21 protein-coding genes and 1 tRNA gene are annotated in these 19,411 nt (G+C 32.3%); 13 read left to right on the top strand and 9 right to left on the bottom strand.

Translation table 11 applies throughout. The features are described from left to right. Positions 1–36: 36 nt before the first annotated feature. Together Spiro2_RS10965 and Spiro2_RS10960 are read left to right on the top strand one after the other, a co-directional pair. Positions 37–111 (top strand) — tRNA-Asn (locus Spiro2_RS10965). Between the two features lie 159 nt (positions 112–270). Beyond that, positions 271–1,425 carry a response regulator gene (locus Spiro2_RS10960; protein ID WP_338635854.1) on the top strand — a complete coding sequence of 385 codons (1,155 nt, stop codon included), beginning with the start codon at positions 271–273 and terminating at the stop codon, positions 1,423–1,425. Here the strand turns inward: Spiro2_RS10960 and Spiro2_RS10955 are convergent. Both Spiro2_RS10955 and Spiro2_RS10950 read right to left on the bottom strand, forming a co-directional pair. Continuing rightward, on the bottom strand, positions 1,422–2,600 hold the full coding sequence (locus tag Spiro2_RS10955) for an Mrp/NBP35 family ATP-binding protein (protein ID WP_338635853.1): 1,179 nt from the start codon (positions 2,598–2,600) through the stop codon (positions 1,422–1,424). The genes Spiro2_RS10960 and Spiro2_RS10955 overlap by 4 nt on opposite strands. Positions 2,601–2,602: 2 nt before the next feature. Further along, on the bottom strand, positions 2,603–2,827 hold the full coding sequence (locus Spiro2_RS10950; RefSeq protein ID WP_338635852.1) for a NifU family protein: 225 nt from the start codon (positions 2,825–2,827) through the stop codon (positions 2,603–2,605). Between the two features lie 142 nt (positions 2,828–2,969). Between Spiro2_RS10950 and Spiro2_RS10945 the strand changes: the two genes are divergently transcribed. Continuing rightward, the gene (locus Spiro2_RS10945) at positions 2,970–4,394 is read left to right on the top strand and encodes a hypothetical protein (protein WP_338635850.1); all 1,425 of its coding nucleotides are present in this window, start codon (positions 2,970–2,972) and stop codon (positions 4,392–4,394) included. Between the two features lie 23 nt (positions 4,395–4,417). Here Spiro2_RS10945 and Spiro2_RS10940 read toward each other — a convergent pair whose 3' ends face one another. From Spiro2_RS10940 to eno, 3 genes are all read right to left on the bottom strand, one after another. Further along, complete coding sequence (locus tag Spiro2_RS10940) at positions 4,418–5,611, bottom strand: ATP-binding protein (protein ID WP_338635849.1); 1,194 nt, start codon at positions 5,609–5,611, stop codon at positions 4,418–4,420. Positions 5,612–5,621: 10 nt separating this feature from the next. After that, positions 5,622–5,891, bottom strand: coding sequence for a hypothetical protein (locus Spiro2_RS10935; protein WP_338635847.1), 270 nt, complete (start codon positions 5,889–5,891; stop codon positions 5,622–5,624). A 67-nt stretch (positions 5,892–5,958) separates the two neighbouring features. Continuing rightward, positions 5,959–7,239, bottom strand: coding sequence for a phosphopyruvate hydratase (gene eno / locus Spiro2_RS10930; protein ID WP_338635846.1), 1,281 nt, complete (start codon positions 7,237–7,239; stop codon positions 5,959–5,961). A gap of 303 nt (positions 7,240–7,542) precedes the next feature. Between eno and Spiro2_RS10925 the strand changes: the two genes are divergently transcribed. From Spiro2_RS10925 to Spiro2_RS10900, 6 genes are all read left to right on the top strand, one after another. Beyond that, the gene (locus Spiro2_RS10925) at positions 7,543–7,890 is read left to right on the top strand and encodes an HU family DNA-binding protein (RefSeq protein ID WP_338635845.1); all 348 of its coding nucleotides are present in this window, start codon (positions 7,543–7,545) and stop codon (positions 7,888–7,890) included. Positions 7,891–8,106: 216 nt separating this feature from the next. After that, positions 8,107–10,101: a M13 family metallopeptidase gene (locus Spiro2_RS10920; RefSeq protein WP_338635844.1), complete on the top strand. Its 1,995-nt coding sequence runs from the start codon at positions 8,107–8,109 to the stop codon at positions 10,099–10,101. Positions 10,102–10,218: 117 nt separating this feature from the next. Further along, positions 10,219–12,891 carry a valine--tRNA ligase gene (locus Spiro2_RS10915; protein WP_338635843.1) on the top strand — a complete coding sequence of 891 codons (2,673 nt, stop codon included), beginning with the start codon at positions 10,219–10,221 and terminating at the stop codon, positions 12,889–12,891. Between the two features lie 103 nt (positions 12,892–12,994). Next, the gene (gene orn, locus Spiro2_RS10910; protein ID WP_338635842.1) at positions 12,995–13,519 is read left to right on the top strand and encodes an oligoribonuclease; all 525 of its coding nucleotides are present in this window, start codon (positions 12,995–12,997) and stop codon (positions 13,517–13,519) included. A 5-nt stretch (positions 13,520–13,524) separates the two neighbouring features. Next, the gene (locus Spiro2_RS10905; protein WP_338635841.1) at positions 13,525–13,866 is read left to right on the top strand and encodes a TM2 domain-containing protein; all 342 of its coding nucleotides are present in this window, start codon (positions 13,525–13,527) and stop codon (positions 13,864–13,866) included. Between the two features lie 231 nt (positions 13,867–14,097). After that, complete coding sequence (locus Spiro2_RS10900; protein WP_338635839.1) at positions 14,098–15,063, top strand: sterol desaturase family protein; 966 nt, start codon at positions 14,098–14,100, stop codon at positions 15,061–15,063. Here Spiro2_RS10900 and Spiro2_RS10895 read toward each other — a convergent pair whose 3' ends face one another. The 3 genes from Spiro2_RS10895 to Spiro2_RS10885 form a co-directional block, all read right to left on the bottom strand. Then, positions 15,064–15,324: a hypothetical protein gene (locus Spiro2_RS10895; protein ID WP_338635837.1), complete on the bottom strand. Its 261-nt coding sequence runs from the start codon at positions 15,322–15,324 to the stop codon at positions 15,064–15,066. It abuts the gene before it with no gap. Positions 15,325–15,416: 92 nt separating this feature from the next. Next, positions 15,417–16,310 (bottom strand): IS982 family transposase, encoded by an 894-nt coding sequence (locus tag Spiro2_RS10890; protein ID WP_338634920.1) that lies wholly within the window; start codon positions 16,308–16,310, stop codon positions 15,417–15,419. A gap of 89 nt (positions 16,311–16,399) precedes the next feature. Further along, positions 16,400–16,594 carry a hypothetical protein gene (locus Spiro2_RS10885; RefSeq protein ID WP_338635836.1) on the bottom strand — a complete coding sequence of 65 codons (195 nt, stop codon included), beginning with the start codon at positions 16,592–16,594 and terminating at the stop codon, positions 16,400–16,402. A 275-nt stretch (positions 16,595–16,869) separates the two neighbouring features. Here Spiro2_RS10885 and Spiro2_RS10880 point away from each other — a divergent pair, with 275 nt between their 5' ends. The 4 genes from Spiro2_RS10880 to Spiro2_RS10865 are packed head-to-tail and all read left to right on the top strand — an operon-like array spanning position 16,870 to position 18,920. Continuing rightward, on the top strand, positions 16,870–17,247 hold the full coding sequence (locus Spiro2_RS10880) for a hypothetical protein (RefSeq protein WP_338635834.1): 378 nt from the start codon (positions 16,870–16,872) through the stop codon (positions 17,245–17,247). Beyond that, the gene (locus tag Spiro2_RS10875) at positions 17,247–17,675 is read left to right on the top strand and encodes a D-Ala-D-Ala carboxypeptidase family metallohydrolase (RefSeq protein WP_338635832.1); all 429 of its coding nucleotides are present in this window, start codon (positions 17,247–17,249) and stop codon (positions 17,673–17,675) included. The genes Spiro2_RS10880 and Spiro2_RS10875 overlap by 1 nt, the downstream gene beginning before the upstream one ends. Further along, positions 17,672–18,226, top strand: coding sequence for a hypothetical protein (locus Spiro2_RS10870; protein ID WP_338635830.1), 555 nt, complete (start codon positions 17,672–17,674; stop codon positions 18,224–18,226). The genes Spiro2_RS10875 and Spiro2_RS10870 overlap by 4 nt, the downstream gene beginning before the upstream one ends. A gap of 22 nt (positions 18,227–18,248) precedes the next feature. Beyond that, positions 18,249–18,920, top strand: coding sequence for a GNAT family N-acetyltransferase (locus tag Spiro2_RS10865; protein ID WP_338635828.1), 672 nt, complete (start codon positions 18,249–18,251; stop codon positions 18,918–18,920). A 40-nt stretch (positions 18,921–18,960) separates the two neighbouring features. Here Spiro2_RS10865 and Spiro2_RS10860 read toward each other — a convergent pair whose 3' ends face one another. Then, complete coding sequence (locus Spiro2_RS10860) at positions 18,961–19,326, bottom strand: hypothetical protein (RefSeq protein ID WP_338635826.1); 366 nt, start codon at positions 19,324–19,326, stop codon at positions 18,961–18,963. Positions 19,327–19,411 lie beyond the last annotated feature (85 nt).

Below are 19,411 nucleotides of genomic sequence, written 5' to 3'. Positions count from 1 at the left end.
GCATGCGATTATGTAGACACTCTTTCACAAAGACGTTCCTCAGTAGCTCAGTGGTAGAGCAAGTGACTGTTAATCACTTGGTCGGGTGTTCAATCCACCCCTGGGGAGCCATTTGTTTTTTAATGCTCTCGTCATTCTGTTTCTAGTGTCAATACTTTTGGTCTATCAAGTACTTTTGCCTCTCTAATATCTTGTATTTCAAGCTTATAATCATGACTGCAATAGTAAAACCTGGATTCTTAAACGTTTTGGTTTAAGTTGGAGACAAAAGTGAAAAAAATTTTGATTGCAGATGCAAGTAAAGCCAGCCTCGTCATGACAAGTGAAGTGTTTAAGGATCATTATCCAGGCGTACAGGTGGTTGTCGCAAGGAGCTCCGCTGAGGCTCTAGAAATTGCTAAACATCATGAAGGATTGGACGCATTTGTGATTGATTTTGATCTTCCTGATTTTGATGGTGCGCAAACCGCGCAAAGGTTAAAAAAGCTTTATAGTATTCCTATTTTAATTACAGCCTTTGATAGACCAGAGGTTGTGCAAACAATTGAAACGTCGCTAAAACAATATGCTGATTGCCAAAGTTGGTTAAAAAAGCCTGTAAACCCAGAAATTGTGATTGCTGTGGCACAGCGCTTTTGTGACAATAAAACCCGTACTACGCAACAAAAAAGAGTATCGTGCAATTTGCCTGTGTTTGCCGAAATCTTGCTTGAAAATGAAAGTTTAACAGCATATCAGCAAATTCTAACTCCTAAAACAGGTAAAAAAACCCTTCTTCCTGAGCTAAAAAGCACCACAAAAAAAGGAACAAAGGATCTCAAAACATCTAAGCTGAGTAAAAGCAAAATCGAAAAAGAAAATCATGACATTAAAGCACTCCCTATTTCGTTTTGCGGGGTAATAGAAGACTGTTCATTGAGTGGCGTAAAGCTAAAGCCAAGCAAGAATAATAAACCAGGATTAACAGATTGGAAGCATTTGCTTGCAAGCATGGAGTTTATTGCGTTGGGCAGTGTTGTCACTTTAAAGCTTCCTTCTCACACAGAAATTGAAAATAGCAGCCTTGCGGAAATGAGTAAGGTTTGTTTGACCGCCGCATTAAAAGATAACCAATTGCAAAAAGATGTTGTTGCTGCCAAGAAAAAAACAGCGAGTAAGGTTGCAAAAAAAGCTCCCGCTCTTTCTACTTTATCTGCTAAAACTAAGAAAAAAGCGGCCAGTGATGCCGCAGTCGAAACTAAGCTGCAATCAATTATTGGAAAGGTGTCGTGGACAAGCTCCGAATCTGGAGAATGGTGTGTGGGAGTTGAGTTTGAAAATCAAAGCCTGTCTAAAAAACTGTTTGAAGCCATTCTTTCGATGCAACTCAAGCAACAAAAAAATATTACCAACCAGTCTTCCATGAAAACATCTCGTGCAAGTTAGTCATGTTTTGTGCGAGATGTGTCCATATGAATTGCATTTTTTACAACCTGTTCTGCAATAACAGAAAAATGAGTACGAATAGGGTGGTTTGGTTTTGCTGTTAATGGCTCTCCGCAATCTCCAGCTTCACGAATTTCAGTAAAAAGAGGCAAGTGCCCAAGTAGTGGTGCTTCAAATTTTTGTGCCACACGCTCTGCGCCGCCTTTGCCAAAAATATGCGCTTCATGACTGCATTTAGGGCAAGAATAGGTAGACATGTTTTCAACTATGCCAAGTATTGGCACTTCTGTTTTGCGAAACATTGCAATCCCTTTAACGGCATCAAGCAACGCCACGTTTTGTGGAGTTGTGACAATCACGGCACCTGTTAAAGGAATACTTTGGACAAGGGTGAGTTGTGCATCACCTGTGCCAGGAGGTAGGTCAATAATTAAAAAATCAAGCTCACCCCAATCAACATCCCAAAAAAATTGTTGCAGCGCTTTCATAATCATTGGGCCGCGCCAAATGACGGCGGTTTCTTCTGGAGCAAAAAATCCAAATGACATAACCTTTAAGCCGTAAGCTTCGGGGGGAATAATTTTATTATTTTCGTTCACTAAAGGATCTTTATGAATGTTCAGCATAGTTGGAATACTAGGGCCATAGATATCGGCATCAAGAATTCCCACCTTGTAGCCTTGATTGTAAAGACTTAAGGCAAGGTTAACGCTGACTGTGCTTTTGCCCACACCACCTTTACCACTTGCCACTGCAATAATTCGTTTTACCCCTGATATGGAACGTTTTCCTGATTGGGGGCGTGTATCAGAAGTTGTAGCGCTATGTGGTTGAGAGTGGGAGTGTGAATGAGTGCGTGAAGAATCATGAGACAGAGTTGAAGAAGATTGTGCCGATGCTGTTGTTGGCTGCGGCGCTTTTTCTTTTCTTTCAAAGTAAACAGTCAACTCATTGTCTTTGGTAGACAGTTTTTCATGCAAAAAATTTTCGACCGCTGTTTTTGCAGAGAGATTGAGGCCATCAGAAAAAAAATGGACACGCATTTTGCCTGCATGGTGTTCTATATGATGCACACGCTCTGACCAAGAAAAACCGCCTAAGGCATTTAAAACTTCTGCGGTTAAGCAGCTTTCAAGTTCCTGAACTGTGTTTAATTGAGTTGTAGTTTGTGTCATGGTTACCATACCTGCTCGATGCCTTTGACTTCAGGCACTTTTTCCATAAGCATTTTTTCAACTCCATGATAAAGAGTCATTGCACTTGAAGGGCAATGGGAACACGCACCAACAAGTCTAACTTTAACAATACCATCCTCAACATCAACAAGCTCAATATCTCCTCCATCAGACTGGAGGGCCGGACGAATTTGCTGTTCAATTATTTCTTTAATTTTTGTAATCATTTACATAGACCTCTTTGAGAGCTGCAACCTTGGCAGGTAGCGGCATGTTTCTGTATAAACATATTATCTGAACTTATTGGGTCAAGGGGAACTTGATGATGATATTTGATCTTAATCATAAATTTTAATAGGATAAATCAACTTGTATTATATAAATATTTGTTTTAATAGGGATTTTTTATTTAAAAATAATTTTCTTATATATCAATGTTTTACATTTTTAAGTCTCTCTTTGCTGAGCTACGCTTCAGCACAAGATAAAATTGCGCTCAACGATAAACTAGATATCAGTTACGGGCTTGATTTTAAAGCGGATGCAACGTCTGGTGTAAACACTATATTTAAAGGTGAAGAGGTTGACCAACAACTCGAAAATCAAGCAACAAGTGCTGAGGCTTATAAAGCAAATTTTCTTTCTGCGCGTTTAGGACTCAATTTAAAAAACACTGGGGAGTTGCAAACTCGTTTTGATTATTATTGGACAAAATCAATTAACTACAATTTATTTCCTAATAGCTATCCAAAAAGAAGGCTTTTATTAAGGGATTTTTATGTAAAAATTCATTTACCATTTACAGATTATTCTATATGGGCTGGAAAAAGAACGTTTGAGTTTGACGATATTTCTGCATTTCAAATTGCAAACCCATTTAATCAAATTGGATTAATTGGAGCAGGAATCGATTCCTCAGTATTTCAAATTGCAGTGGCTGTTAATAAAGAGACAGTGTTGTCGAAAGGGAAAGATTTATCTGGAAATTATATATTAGATGCTAATGGTACAAATGTTTTGTATTCAAATGACGATTATCTTGCTACTTTATTTATGAGTGGCCGATTTATACTTTCAGAAGGCAAAATTTTTCAACCAATTTTTTCTTTACGATATTATCGAAGTTATCAAAAAGACAATATTTTAAATGTTAAAAAAGAATTAATTTATTCTACATCTTCAATGATAATTGGAGGTGTGTATTTAAGACCTTTAACTAATAGTGTTAAGGGAACAACTACAATTTGGTTTTCAACATATCCATACAATGGTTTTGATAATTCTAATACAAAATATCTTGGTGAAGACAGAATTCCTTTAAACTATCCACAAAATATTATTGGACTTTCTGATTCTTCAGAGTTTATGTTCACTAAAAATTTTGGTTTAATAACAGGTATCATAATTTTAAATAATACCTATTCAAAGGATCTTCCTGTTTTAAAAATTACTGATGATAAAAATAGATTAAGTCCAAATGGCACAGAAACTTCACGTAATACAAATAGAGTTGGAGTTGTTTTGCAACCTTTGGTTTTTTTAACTAAAAATATTTATTTTGGTTTAGATACAAATTTAAATTATGTTTCTAAAAAATTAATTGCAACAGACGCTAATTCTATTATTGTAACTCCATTAATTAAATATATGTTTGAAGGTCATTTGCAATCAAAAAATTATTTTTATCTTAGTTTAAATTATGGTTTGTACGACTGGAACATAAAAGAGCTTCCTGGTGGGGCAAAGTCGAGGGTTTTATTAACTACACAAGCAGGGATTTCAATTAGTTTTTAAAAATTTAATTTAAATTTTAATTTTTATTTATTTTTGGATGCATATAAACTTAAAAAATCTTTGCCTACAAATTTTCGATAACTTGGTAATTCTGTAAAGTCTATAAACTCTGAAACCTCATAAATACGTTCATACATTCGAGCGCCAATTCTTTGAATGAGAGTTTGAGTCCAAAATGATTCATGCACAGGAATACTCGATTTTATTTGATCACCCCAATAGTTTGAATTATGAGTTGTTCGAGGGATTTCTTTGTCATCATATTTAAGCTGTTGTGGTAAATAATTAGTTGTAAGAATAGTTATTTTTTTAGCGTTGTAGCGAGAATTGATCAAATCATCAAGTTTTTCTAATTGCCATTCGTTTTCATTTCTGCCTTTTCCGAGTTCATCAATAACCAGTATGTCAACATCTCTTAGTTGTTTAAGTAAATGTTCTCCAGATTTTTTTTGATCGTATTCGGCTTTAATTTGATTTAACAAAAACTGAAAATCAACAAAACGTCCAGTAAAACCAAAATTAATAATAACCATTTTTAAAGCCGCAACGGCAAGTAAAGTTTTGCCAGATCCAACAGGCCCAAATAAAGTAACAAAGTATTTTTGGTTTGTTGCTTGTTGTGAAATTGCTGTAGAAGCGAGTTGAAAACAAAGTTTTTGGACTCTTTGAATGTTTTCAATTAATTTTTTTGTTTGATTTTCTGTTAAATGATTATGTTTAAACGAATTTATTTCTGCTTCCACATATTTACTAGGAATTTCGGCGTTATTTAATAGTGTCACCAAACGTTCTGTATGCGTACACGAACAGGTATTTGGGCTTAAATCTTCGCAAACATGTTCAAATTCACCATCTTCTGTTTCAAATACATGCACACGGTTTAATATTCTATGTCCTGTTCCGTCACATAATTGGCAATTTAAACGCGGATTGCATGCAGGACATACAGCATAACGCAGACCTTTTTGTGTGTTTTCAATATAAATCGGCTCACCAGCTTCTGTTGTTTTTTCTGGAGATTCGCCGTCTTCATCAATGTCTTCAGCATCATTTTCATAATTAAAAGCATCTTCATTGGAAGCCGCATATTCTTTTCCGCATAAACAGCGTGTAGAAGTTTTGTTCGGTTGTTGTTCTTCTGTTTCTTCTAATTCTCGTTGTTCAGCCAAACTTTGTAAAGATAAAAAAATCTCTTCGATGGTTCGTTCTGAATGCATGATAATTCACCTAGTACTCTGAAGATTTTAATAATATTGCATGAACTTTACGGTAAACGGGTAAAAGTGAATTAGGAAAATTTTTAGATTTCTGTTTACACTCTTCGGCGTATTCATGCATAACATTTGCAATAAATTCAGCCTTAATTCCAGATAATTCCCAAGACTTTAAAATATCTAAATCTGCTGCAGACAATGATAACCCTTTACCACGAAGCTCAATAAACAAATGAGCAAGCATTGCATAATCTGAAAACTGAACTTTTACTGATGAATTCATAATAAACGCTTTATAAAATTACTGCTTAAAGTAATTTAAATTAATGTTATTTTAAATAAGGCCGCAATCAATTGCGGCGCCCCATTCTCCAAGCAAAGTGCGCTGTACTACCAAGTTCTTCTTCAATGCGAATTAGCTGGTTGTATTTTGCAATGCGGTCAGAGCGCGAAGCGCTCCCTGTTTTAATTTGACCGGCGTTTGTTGCAACAGCTAAATCAGCAATAAATGTGTCTTCGGTTTCTCCGCTGCGGTGCGAAATAATCGTTGTGTAGCTATGTGTTTTAGCAAGTTCAATGGCTTTTAAGGTTTCTGTAACAGTTCCAATTTGATTGAGCTTAATTAAAATAGAGTTGGCTACTTCGCGTTCTATTCCTTTACCAAGAAGCAGTGGATTTGTGACAAAAAGATCATCTCCAACTAATTGAATTTTTTTACCAAGTTGGTTGGTTAAGTGTTTCCAGCCTTCCCAGTCATTTTCATCAAGCCCATCTTCAATGCTTACAATTGGATATTTATTACAAAGTTTTTCGTATACAGCAATCATTTCGTCAGAAGTTTTTTTAACCCCTTCTCCTGCTAAGTTGTATTTTCCATCCTTAAAAAATGAACTCGCAGCGACATCAAGGGCAAAGCTAATTTGCGAACCAATTTTGTATCCAGATTTTTCAATTGCTAAAGAAAGGAGCTGGAGAGCTTCTTCGTTACTACTTAGATTGGGAGCAAAACCACCTTCGTCTCCAACGGTTGTTGCCAATTTTTTGTCGTTTAGAACTTTTTTAAGCTTATGAAAAATTTCGACCCCAGCTCTCAGCGCATCTGAAAAACGAGTAAACCCGTGTGGAACGATCATAAATTCTTGAAAATCAAGATTATTGTCGGCATGAGCACCGCCGTTGATCACATTCATCAATGGCACTGGTAACGTTTTTGCAAAAGTACCGCCCAGATAACGAAATAATTGTAATCCTGATTCTTCTGCTGCGGCTTTGGCACATGCCATAGAGACTGCTAAAATTGCGTTAGCCCCAAACTTAGATTTATTTTCTGTGCCATCGGCTTCAATTAATAGGTCATCAATTGCGGCTTGTTCTGAGACATCAATTGCTCCTTCAAGTAAAGGAGCAATATGTTGTTCAATATTTTCAACAGCTTTGTAGACGCTTTTTCCTAAATAAATATTTGCATCATTATCGCGTAATTCACATGCTTCATGTTCTCCGGTGCTTGCTCCCGATGGAACAGCGGCGCGTCCTACGTAACCTTCTGTTGTAAGAACTTCAACTTCAACAGTAGGATTCCCGCGAGAATCTAAAATTTGACGTGCGCGAACGGCATCAATAAGAGACATAAAAAACTCCTTTTTGATAAAAAATTAAGCAAAACAGCGATTCTGCTACCCTGTCTGTTATGCAATAAATTCGGCACCTCATCAATAGAGGTCTAAATAGAGATCATCTATTGCCTGTTACACGCTAGCTTTATTGCATTTTTTTTATGATGGCTATTGACTTGTATCATGATTTCCTTATATTTAAGTAACAGGAGCATGCAGATCTTCCATTTTTTTTAAAACTTGCGTCAGTTTTGGCGGTTAAAATGGTTTAGACATTTTTGCTCTTGTTGTTTTTTCTCACCAAAGGAGGCGTTCTCTATGGCTAAGCCAGAAACAGTTTCTACTAGTCAAATGATTGCAAATGTTGCTGCGAAATTTGACCAACTTCCAAAGAAAATTACTAAGGAAGTGATTGCTGATTTTTTAAATACAGTCGAAATCGAAGTGGCTTCTGGAAAGAAACTTCGAATCGATAAAATAGGTATTCTTCAAGTTAAGGAAAGAGCGCCTCGTATGGGACGGAATCCGCAAACTGGCGAAGAAATTAAGATTCCTGCATCTAAAAAGATTGCCTTTCGCGCGGCAAAATCTTTAAAAGAGCAAGTGACAGGTTCCCGTTCTGTTGTTAAAGCAAAGAAATCTGTTTCGGCAAAAAAGAAAAAATAATTAATTTACAAAGCAATTATTTTTTAAGGCAAGCTTTTTGAAGCTTGCTTTTTTTTATTAAAAATATACTAAATTTTAAAATTTTAATTTCATTTTTTTATTTATAAAATTTAAAAAAAATAAAATTATGTGATACTTTTTATTTTTATAGCAAAGAGGTCTTTTTTTTGTAAAGTAGATTATTAAAATTTTTAAATTATATCATTAAGGATTTTTATGAAAATTGTGTTAAAAAAATGCATTTTATTAATATCTTTTTTTAATTTTAGTATTTATTCTCAAGAATTTTTAACAATTCCTGAAAATATGTTTGAAGTACCAAATCGTAGAGATTTTAATTTGAATCATTTAATTTCTCCATGCGAAGATTTTTTTAGCTATGTTTGTTCAGATGAAATATCAAAATTTAGAATTCCTGAAACTAAAAATAAATATATTTTTAGTTTTGATGATTCTGCAGAAAGGATTAAACAAAAAAGAATTAATTATGTTCAATCATTATTGAGTCAAACAAATTTAAATAAAAGAAGTAAAATGATTAAAAATTTTTACAACTCATGTATGAATGAGTCAAAAAGATTGTTAGATGAAAAAAAACTTGTTAATGATAATTTAGAATTAATTTCTTTTTTAAATAAAGATGAAATTTTACAACTATTTGCTAAAGATTCTATAAATGGAGAAGGGGATCTTATTATAGTATCTGATTTATTTAATAAACTTGATAAAAATTTAAAAGATATTATATTTTCATATTCTATGAATTTAGAGGCAAAAGAATATTATACAGATAAAGAATTATTAGATGAATATAAATCATTAATTAATAAATATTTTAAGGATATAGGCGTTAATGATTCAGAAAAACTTTCAAATTTTGTAATTAATTTTGAATTTCAAATAGCAGAAGTTTCTCCAAGTAACGAAGATTTTAGTGATGTTATTGCTGAAGATAATATAGTGTCTCGAGAGTTTTTGATTAATGAATATAAAAATTTATACTTTCAAATTATGTTAGAAAAAATACCAAAAAATATTAAAGTAAATTTAGTAACTAAAGAAGTTATGTCTAAAATAAATTCTTTACTAGAAGATGCAACCGTTGAAGAAGTAAGAGCTCTAGCTTTTTGGAATAAGGTAAATTTATTGTTTTTAAAATATTCACATCCAGATCTTTATAACAAAGTTAGAGTTTTTAATAATAAACATTTTGGAAGATCTTTAGCGGATTCAGAAAAAAGTATACATTGTACTATAGAGACTTCTGGTTACTTAGAAAGGAGTATAGATTTTGAAATAGTAAAAAATGATTATAAAGATTTTCCAGTTCATAGAATTAAAAATATAGTATCTAAAGTTCGTCAAGCTTCGGTTGAAAAAATTAAAAACAATAAATGGTTATCAGAAAATACAAAGAATAAAGCTGTTAGTAAAATTGAGAACATAAAGTTTAAGCTTGTAAAACCACAAAATATTACTGAATGGAATTTAGAACCTATTATTAATCTTAGTGATGATATGTTTATTACTAATATTAGAAGAATTACGACAGCAAATATGAGAAAATTACTAAAAAATATTAACAAAAATGATAAAATTGAAAGGTGGCAAATGTCTCCATTGTCACCAAATGCATATTATGAATTTTCTTATAATCATTTTGTATTGCCGTTAGGTATATTGCATCCTCCTTTTTATGATGACACTAAGTCAGATATTATTAATTTAGGCTCATTAGGTATGATTGTTGGTCATGAAATAGGTCATGCAATTGATGAAATTGGTTCTAAGTATGATCAAAATGGTAGTCTTTCGCAGTGGGTAAGCGATAATGATTTAAAAAAATTTAAAAGAAAATCAAAAAAAATGATTTCATTTTTTAATAATGATGGCGTTAATGGAAAACTAACTCTTGGAGAAAATATTGCAGATCAATTTGGTTTGAATAATGCATTTAACGCTGCATTTCCAAATAAAAAAATAAGTGATAACCAAGTTAAAAGAGACTTTTTTATACAGTTTGGAAGGTTGTTTTGTGGTGTAGTTCAGCCTAAATATAAAGATTATTTGTTAAAAACAGATGACCATGCACCTGTAGATGTTAGAATTAATAATCAGGTTAGGCTTTCAAAAAATTTTGAAGAAACATTTTTTTGTAAAAAAGAAGACCCTATGACTTTAGATGATAACGAAAGAATTTCTTTATGGTAAATATTTTGCGCATTTAATAGAAAAATTTTTTAAATCATAACGCAATATTTTCTTTGTTGTGCGTGATTTTGTTCAGTGGTAATAAATGCGGGTATGTTTTAAGCAAAGGAGCTGCCCGTGACAAAATTTGAAGCTTTTACAAAAGCCTTCGATCCCGCAAATACAGAACCAAGATTAAGAAATTACTGGGATAAAAATAGCTTTTACCAATCTAAACGCAATGCAAACAAAAAGCCTTATACCATAGTGATGCCTCCTCCAAACGTCACGGGCGACCTTACAATGGGTCATATGATGTTTACGCTACAAGATATTTTAATCCGCTGGCATCGAGCTAAAGGGTATGAGGCATGTTGGATTCCGGGGACAGATCATGCAAGCATTGCCACAGAAGCCAAGGTTACAAAAATGCTTTCAGAAATGGGCATTTCTAAAAAAGAAATTGGCCGCGAAAAATTTTTGGAACATGCTTGGGAATGGAAACAAAAATACGGTTCACGCATAGAAGACAGTCTCAAAACCTTAGGGATTAGCTGCGATTGGTCGCGTAATACGTTCACAATGGATAAAAAATATTCGCAAGCTGTGATGAAAGCAATTGTAAAGCTTTATCACGATGGACTTATTTATAAAAGTCACCGTCTTGTCAATTGGTGTCCAGTTAGCCAGTCTGTTATTTCTGACGAAGAGGTGATTCCAGAAGAACGCAATGGATCGCTGTGGCATATTCGTTACGTTGTAGAAGACAATCCTAAAGAGTTTTTGGTTGTTGCCACAACGCGTCCAGAAACTTTATTTGGTGATTTGGCGTTAGCAGTGCATCCAAGCGATGATCGCTATGCACATTTTATTGGTAAAAATGTTATAGTTCCTGTTTGTAACCGTAAAATTCCTGTTATTGCCGATCATTATGTTGAAAAAGAATTTGGTACTGGAATAGTTAAAATCACTCCTGCTCACGATATGAACGACTTTGAGGTTGGAAAACGACACAACCTCGGTTTACTTAATATTATGCATCCCGATGCTCGCTTAAACGATAACGTTCCCGAAAATTATAGAGGGCTCGATCGTTATGTTGCACGCAAACAACTTGTTGCAGAATTGCACGAAATTGGTTTGCTCGATAAAATTGAGCCCCATAAACTTGTTGTGGGTATTTCTGAGCGCGGTAATGTGCCAATTGAGTATTATTTAAGTGAACAATGGTACATTAAAATGGATAAATTCGCAGAATTAACTCTTAATGCTACCCGTTCGGGGCGGTTAAAATTAATTCCTGCGCATCAAGAAAAAACCTGGGAACATTGGCTCACAAATATTCAAGACTGGTGCATTTCTCGCCAATTATGGTGGGGGCACCGCTTGCCAATGTACACGTGCAATCAATGTTCGCATGTGCATTGCGAAGAACTGGCACCATTAAAATGTAAAAAATGTGAACATCCAGAACTCACTCAAGATTCTGATGTTCTTGATACCTGGGCAAGTTCTTGGCTTTGGCCTTTTGGAGTGCATAATTGGGCAAATCCGTCAGAAGAAGAAAAGCTAGATCTAGAATATTATTATCCAACTAAAGTTATTGTTACTGGTGCAGATATTATTTTCTTTTGGATAGCGCGTATGGTGATGGCTGGAGAATATTTTACAGGGGAAACTCCATTTCAACACTGTTACTTTACTCCAATTGTACGCGATTCTGTTGGTCGTAAAATGAGTAAGTCTCTTGGCAATTCTCCTGATGTTGCCGGTATTATGGCAAAATATGGCACCGATGCTATGCGCTTTTCGCTGGTAAATCAAATTGTCACTGGGCAAGATATATTTTGGAGTGATTCGTGTTGCGAACTTGGTAAAACATTTGCAAACAAAATATGGAATGCGGCAAGATTTCTTACAATGCAAGCAGAAAAATTAAATATAAATCCTGCGCATTATTGTTTTGAGCAACTTAAAAATAAATCATCAGATGTGATTAATGGCTGGATTACCAGTGAGTTTTTTGATGTGGTTCGTAAAGTTCATGATAATGTGTCTCGCTATGAATTTTCTCAATACACAAGCACAATGTATGAGTTTGTATGGATGACGTATTGTGATTGGTTTGTAGAGCTATTAAAGCCTCGCTTGGCAGATAATAATAACCAACCACTTGCAAAAGAAACATTAGAATTGGCATTTCAAGTTTTTGATGGAATTTTACGTTTACTGCATCCAACTATGCCATTTATTACCGAAGAAATTTGGCAACAACTTAACAGTGAGCGTGATGGCAAAACGTTAGGGTTTGAAAAATTGCCAGAACCTACATCAACTATGATTGATGAAAACGCAATTGTGCATATGCGCGAAGTGCAGTCTGTCGTCATTGCTGTAAGAGCAATTCGGGGTAAATTTAATATTCACCCAGCAACAGAATTAACTGTTTACTTAAAAGATGCAGCATCTCGTTTTGGTAATTTAATTGCGCAAATGGAAGCATTGGCAAAAGCGAAGTTTCATTTTTCTTCTGAGCAACAAGGTTTTTGTGCCCCAACTTGTGTTAATGGCTTAGAGATTTTTGTAAGTTTAGAAGGCTTGGTAGATAGAAATGCAGAAAAAGAGAGACTTCTCAAAAAAATAGAAAAAATAAATAATACCATTGCCGGAATAGAAAAGCGTCTTAGCAATAAAGAGTTTACCAATGGAGCGCCCGCTCATATTTTAGAAGGTGCAAAAAAACAGTTGCTCGATAATCAAAAAGAACTTGCGATGTTGCAAGAGTCGTTAAAATTACTGCAACACGGGTGAATTTGAGTTTGCATTTTGATTTGGCAAAATTGTTTTAAATGTTTTAAAATTATAGAAAGTACTGGTTGTAAATTTTTATAATTTTAATAAGAAAGATTTTGTTATGAAATACTTATTTTGGATTGATATGGAGATGTCCGGATTAAACCACACCACAGATCGCATACTAGAGGTTGCCTTGTTGGTAACAGATCTTTCGATGAATATTGTTAAAGAGTACGAGGCTATAGTATATCAAGATCAGGCTGTATTGGGTGCTATGGATGAGTGGTGCACTGAGCATCATGGCAAAAGTGGTTTAACTGCAAAAGTTCCTAATGGGTTGCCCGAAGCAGAAGTAGAAAAACAGCTTATTAAAATTTTTCAAGAATTTTCTGCAGGAGAGCGTGCTTTGTTAGCTGGAAATTCAATTGGTCAAGATAGAAAATTTATTGATCAATGGATGCCTAAGTTTTCTGCTCTTTTGCATTACCGTATGCTCGATGTTTCTAGCTTTAAAATTTTGTTTGAAAGTGTTTATAACAAAAAATTTGAAAAAAAACATAAACACAGAGCAGTCGATGATATTATTGAATCTATTAATGAACTTAAGTTTTATATGCAGTTTATCAATATCGAAGGCAAATAAATATTATGTCAGAAATAAACACATCGTTGCACAAAAATAAAAATAATAAATACTGTACAGATTGTGGCCAAACAATTTTAGCAAATGCAGAAATTTGTCCTTTTTGTGGATGCAGGCAAATTTATCCCACAAGTTTTGCAACCGGTAGAAATAGAATAGCGGCAGCGCTTTTTGCTTTTTTACTTGGTGGGCTAGGGGTACATAAATTTTATTTGGGTAAAATTGGATTGGGCATCTTGTATTTAATCTTTGCTTGGACTTTTATTCCTACAATACTGGCATTTATAGAAGGTGTCTTATTTTTATTAATGTCTGATGAGCAATTTTATGAAAAATATTCAAAATAATTTTAAATAAAAATTTAAATTTCAAAAAAATAAATAGTTGGTACTTTGTATTATTTAAGCAGTTTATCAAAAAAATATCCCTGTAATATATTAATAATATTAAAAAATTTATAATGTTTAATGTATTTATAAAAATTGCCGATATAAAAATAGTTTTGATAAAATTGACATTTATAAAAGTTATTTTATCATTGTTTTCTATTTTAAAAAACTTAAAAAAGGGGTAATTTTATGGTAGAAAAAGTTATGTTATACTTAAACATAATTAGCTATATTTTGTTCTTTATATTTATTTTTATTGAATATAAAGTTTCTAAAAATAAGAAAAATAATTTTTATGAAAAACATGATACTATGTTTAATATTGGAACTGGAATATTTTATGTAATTTTTCCTGTCATCATTGTATCAACAATTATATTATTTATGTACGAAATATTTTCACAATTTTCGTTCTTTCAAATGCCAGGGGTGTGGAGTGCTTTAGTTACAGGAGAAACAACATATTGGTGGGCATTTGTTTTACTAATATTTGTAGATGATTTTTGTTATTACTGGTTTCATAGAATTTCCCATGTTAGCCGTTGTTTGTGGTGTATTCATGAAGTGCACCATTCTTCTAAAGAGTATAACTTAACTGTATTTTTGCGAGCGTCGTTTATTGATTATGCGCCTCAAGGATTATTTTATATTCCTGTATTTTTGCTCGGGTTTAGACTAGAAGATGTGCTATTTCAAATGTCGCTTAATTTTATTTATCAATTTTGGTTGCATACAAAATTTACAAATAGAATTTATATATTAGATTATATTTTTAATACTCCAAGTCATCATAGAGTGCATCATGCTAAAAATATTGCTTACCTCGATAAAAATTATGGCGGTATTTTTATAATTTGGGATAAAATTTTTGGCACATTTGCTAAAGAAGAAGAAAAAGTGGAATATGGCGTATTGCATGATTTACAGACTAAAAATTGGTTTAAGTTAAATTTTGATCATTTTAAATTAATGTATAAAGACTCTTTAAAAACAAAAAATATTTTTTATAAAATATTGTACTTTATTCATGCTCCAGGTTGGAGCCATGACGGTAGTTCTAAAACTACCAAACAAATGCAAAAAGAATATTTTAATAATAACCAGCAGAATAAAAATATAAACGAAAATAATAATATTTTACAAAAAATTGGATAATTATGCAGTCAGATCGATATCTATAATTAAAGAGAACCCTTTTTCTATTTTTTTTAGGTCATCTAATTCTGCATAATACCGATTTCTTGGTATGCATACATGTCTTGGCGGTAATGTTGCTTTATTTATCACTAATGGTAAAATTGTGTCTTCTGGATTTAAATAATTTATTTTAATTTTAGAGTATATTTTAGGAGCAATCATTTTTAATGCAATTAAAACATGAAAAGATTCTGCGCATTTATCAACTGTAAAAAGCACCTCATTAAGAACTTCCTTAACTGTAATATATTTTACTTTGTGTATATTTAAATATTTATTATCAATGCCAATTAATAGTTGAGAAAAATCAATTAGAATTTGAATAAGTAGTTAAACAGGCAGGCAGAAAATCGTCCGAAAACATGGACGATAAGGCCTTTAGTCGATCGAACTTTTGATGCGATTTGAATACCGCTGGATTCAATTAACCAGTTAAAAAGGATTTCAATGGACTGCCGAATAGAGCTAACAGATTTAGAATAAACTTTCTCATCACTAGAAAGAGTTTTTTTATTCCGAGAGAGTTTAATTGGTGTGTGTAATTTAGAGTTTATTTGATTCAAGTTTTTTTTAGTTGATTTGTCACAGTAAGCACGATCGGCAAAGATTTGCGAATGTTTGAAGTTTAAAAGATCATTCTTAACAGCAGTTAAGTCGTGAGTTGCGGCGGGTGTGATTTTAAAATCAATAGGTGCGGCAAGTTTTTTATTTTGAAACAAAGCAGCGAGATGAAGTTTTAACCCATAGTAAAATTTATCTTTTGAAGAGCAATAGCCAATAGCAGAAATATCGTTTGCAGTATTGCACTTGTGCGCCCGAAAACCAGTTGTGAGTATAATAGGTAAAGAGTCAATAAGAATAAAAGGTTTGGATTTTGTTTTAGGGATTTTAAATTTATTATTTTTTAAAATAAAGTTTGCAAGTTCAGGAAAGAGTTTACTTAAGCTATTAAGTCTTGACAAAAATCCTTCATAAGAAGGCAAGTGAGGAAACCAGTTTGGAATAAAATTTTTAGTGAAGTTAAAAATAGCTTTTATATTTTTTTGTTTCATTAAAACTCCAAAGATGTAAATAGTGGTGACTTCTTGGTCTGTGAACGAGGGATTTGAGTTTGGACTAATTTTTAAAAAAGAGGTTGGAGAGAGTTGAGAAAAGAAATCGCAGGTAGTAAGGTATACAGTGATGAGTTGGCTCTGCCAGTCCATTGGTAGCTCCTTTGTTAATTTTGTTTGTGCAAAAATTATTTAACAAATTGGAGCTATTTCTTCAAGCCTCACAATAACTTTCTCAACTATTAACTGGCATTATCAACATATTTATAACGAGCTAAAGTGTATGCAGATTGTCTTACAATTTCTGTAAAGTATTCTGGAAAATATTCTAATCTATCTAATTCTATATCTGTTAAACCAGGTATATTACCCATTCTTTTAACCGCGTTTATTACTGTTGATATTCTTATTTGTTTAGTTTTTGTTATGGCTTTCATTTTTTATAAATTCCTTGTAAGTGCAATTAATTTTTTTTCACCCAACAAATTTATTTTTATGAATTTTTTTTTAATTTAGTATTTTTCTCTGTGGTGCGAAAACAGAAAAAAAATAATTCTGAAATTACTGAACAATTTTTCTTGTTTTCTCTGGCTTAAAGAGAAAACGGAGAAAACGGTGGAAAACGTTGTCAATGTTCAAAAAAGCAAAAATTTAAGCAGACCATTACAAAATCAATTACAGGTAATTTGGTACTTTTTTTAGAAGGATTGATATGGATGAATATAAAGCAGAAGCTGCGGGAGTTACACATTCAATTGTTAAAGGACTCGGTAAAAGAGAAACAGCACCATTTGTATTAATGGGATTGTGTGTCTTTTTACTCATTGCGTTAGCTTCATTAAATATATTTTTTATTTTTAAATATAATAATAATGATAACGATAAAAATTATTTAGAAAAAATGACATTAAGATGGGAAGGAATGGTTAAACAAATGGGAGAATTTACAAAAGAGTTAGCTATTAGTAACGGCTCTATAATTCGTTTAAGAGAGCAAAGTTCAGAGCTTAAAGAAACAATTTTAGAAGTTAAAACAGAAGTGAAAGATCACGAAAAACGATTAAATAAGATAGAAAGTAAAATTAGGTAATGAGGTTAAGTCAAAATTTTACGTTAGATGAATTTGTGCAATCATCAACAGCAAAAAAATTAAATATTGATAATACCCCGAGCAGAGAAAGCATTGAAAATTTAAAAATAATGTGTGATCGACTCTTAGAACCTTTGCGTAAAAATATTGGTTGTCCAATTATTATTCTTTCTGGTTATCGATGTCCTAAACTAAACAAAGCTGTGGGGGGTACAGAAAAAAGTCAACATCAGGAAGGTAAGGCTGCAGACATTAAAGTTTTAAATTTAAATAACTTAAAATTATATCAAAAAATTCAAACTGATCACGAGTTTGATCAGTTAATTTTAGAAAATTGTTACGATCCATACTTTTATTCTGGTTGGGTGCATGTCAGTTGGAATGGTGTCAAAAATCGTAATAAATCTTTTATATTTGATTGCCTATGAAGTATAAAATAACCCTGGCCATGTTTATATTGATTGCATTTGAAGTCGGAAGGTTGACATCTTCTACAATAAAATACAATTCTGCAGATCGTGTGTTAAAGGTAGATGAACAGCATTCTTCAATTAATAAAAATGAGGTTCATACTATGCGAACACATTTTCAAGAAAATGCTCAGGTTACTAAATTTAAGCTAACCGAGCAGTTTCAAGATGGAACATCGCGAGTTATTGAACATGATTATTTTAGTAATCAACAAAATAATTATAATACTGAAGATTTTGTAAAATTTGAAAATTTTTATAGCTTGCATAATCAAAAACAAGAAGTTATAAGTCAACAAAATAAATTTGAGGTAGATATTTATAGTTATTATAGTTTTATGTTATTAGATTTGAGTATTTCAAATTTTAATAATAATTCAATGTTAATAGGTGGTAGGATGAGTTATCAAAAATTTAAAAATTTATGGATATTTTTATCTATTGAGCACAATCCTATCCAGCAAGTAAATTTTGGAAAAATTGGCATATTTTATCGAATAGCATTTTAAATAAAAGGAATAGTGTAAGAAAATGAGTTATAATATAGTTTTTGATAAATCACGAAAACAAGATGTGATTTTTGAAAAAATATTTAAATATGGAATTCTCAATAAATATCATGTTGATCGAGTTGATTACAATACCTATTGGGAAATTTATGAGACAGAATTTGCAGAGCAGCATAGTAGTGAATTGACTTTTATACATGAAGGGCTTTTAAGTAGCAAAGAAAAAGAATTATACTTGGAGTATAATCATCCGCAAATTTCAAACTTTTTAGTTGTCAAAGACAACAATAAAATTATTGCACTATTTAGAAGTGAACAAAAAGAAGAAAATTTATACTATATGCGTCATGCAATGGTCAATAAAAATTATCGCAGACAAGGCATATATAATGATTATTTAACCAAGGTTATTCAATATGCAAAAGAAATGGGTTTTTCTCAAATTGTAAGCTGTTTTGTTGCGGCAAATAATGTGATTCATCAGGCAAAAGTTAAAAAAGAATTTTATGTTTCATCCTTTGAAATTCATCCCGAATACGGAAATATAATTTGGCTTACTCATTTTTTAAATGATGATTTAAAAAAAGCATTTTACTTTAGGTCTGGAATGGTTGAATTTTCTAAAAAATTATTTCAAAACTCTGAAGGCAATGCAAACAATTTATTAAATAAAATTTTAAAATCGAGTCAGTAATATTTTATTGTAATTAAGGTTAAATAAAATAAATTTAATGCTATGTATTTTCTTTTTTTCCGTAATTGGTTTCTGCCGCTGTAGTAGCATCGTGTTCAAATTTTCGTTTGGCTAAGTTATAAAAATAAAGCTCTTTATCTTGACTTAATAACTCAAACAGTTCGCAAATTTTTTCAAAAGAGTTGTAACTGAGTTTGTAGGGTGTGGCAATGTCGTTTTCATCAATAGTATGATCAAATTTATCTATGCAATACTGAATATAAGTTGCACGAAACTCAGGATCTTGGCTTGTGGTGGCCAAATCTAAAAACTCTTTTGCAGTTTTGGGATTTGTAAATATTTTGAGTTCTTCTTCTGTAGGGATTTGTAAAGTTAACAGCCAATTTAAGATTTTTTTATCTGACATTTTGAATTTCTTTCAAAAAAAATTATAAAATTCAATCTTTTATCAAGATCATTTGAGTTATTAATAGCACCCATTAATTTTGTCA

Origin of the sequence: Spirobacillus cienkowskii, assembly GCF_037081835.1 — a bacterium.
GTDB lineage: Bacteria > Bdellovibrionota_B > Oligoflexia > Silvanigrellales > Silvanigrellaceae > Silvanigrella > Silvanigrella cienkowskii.
The sequence above is the reverse complement of the archived record's forward strand: the minus strand, read 5'-3'. Positions and strand labels throughout refer to the sequence as shown.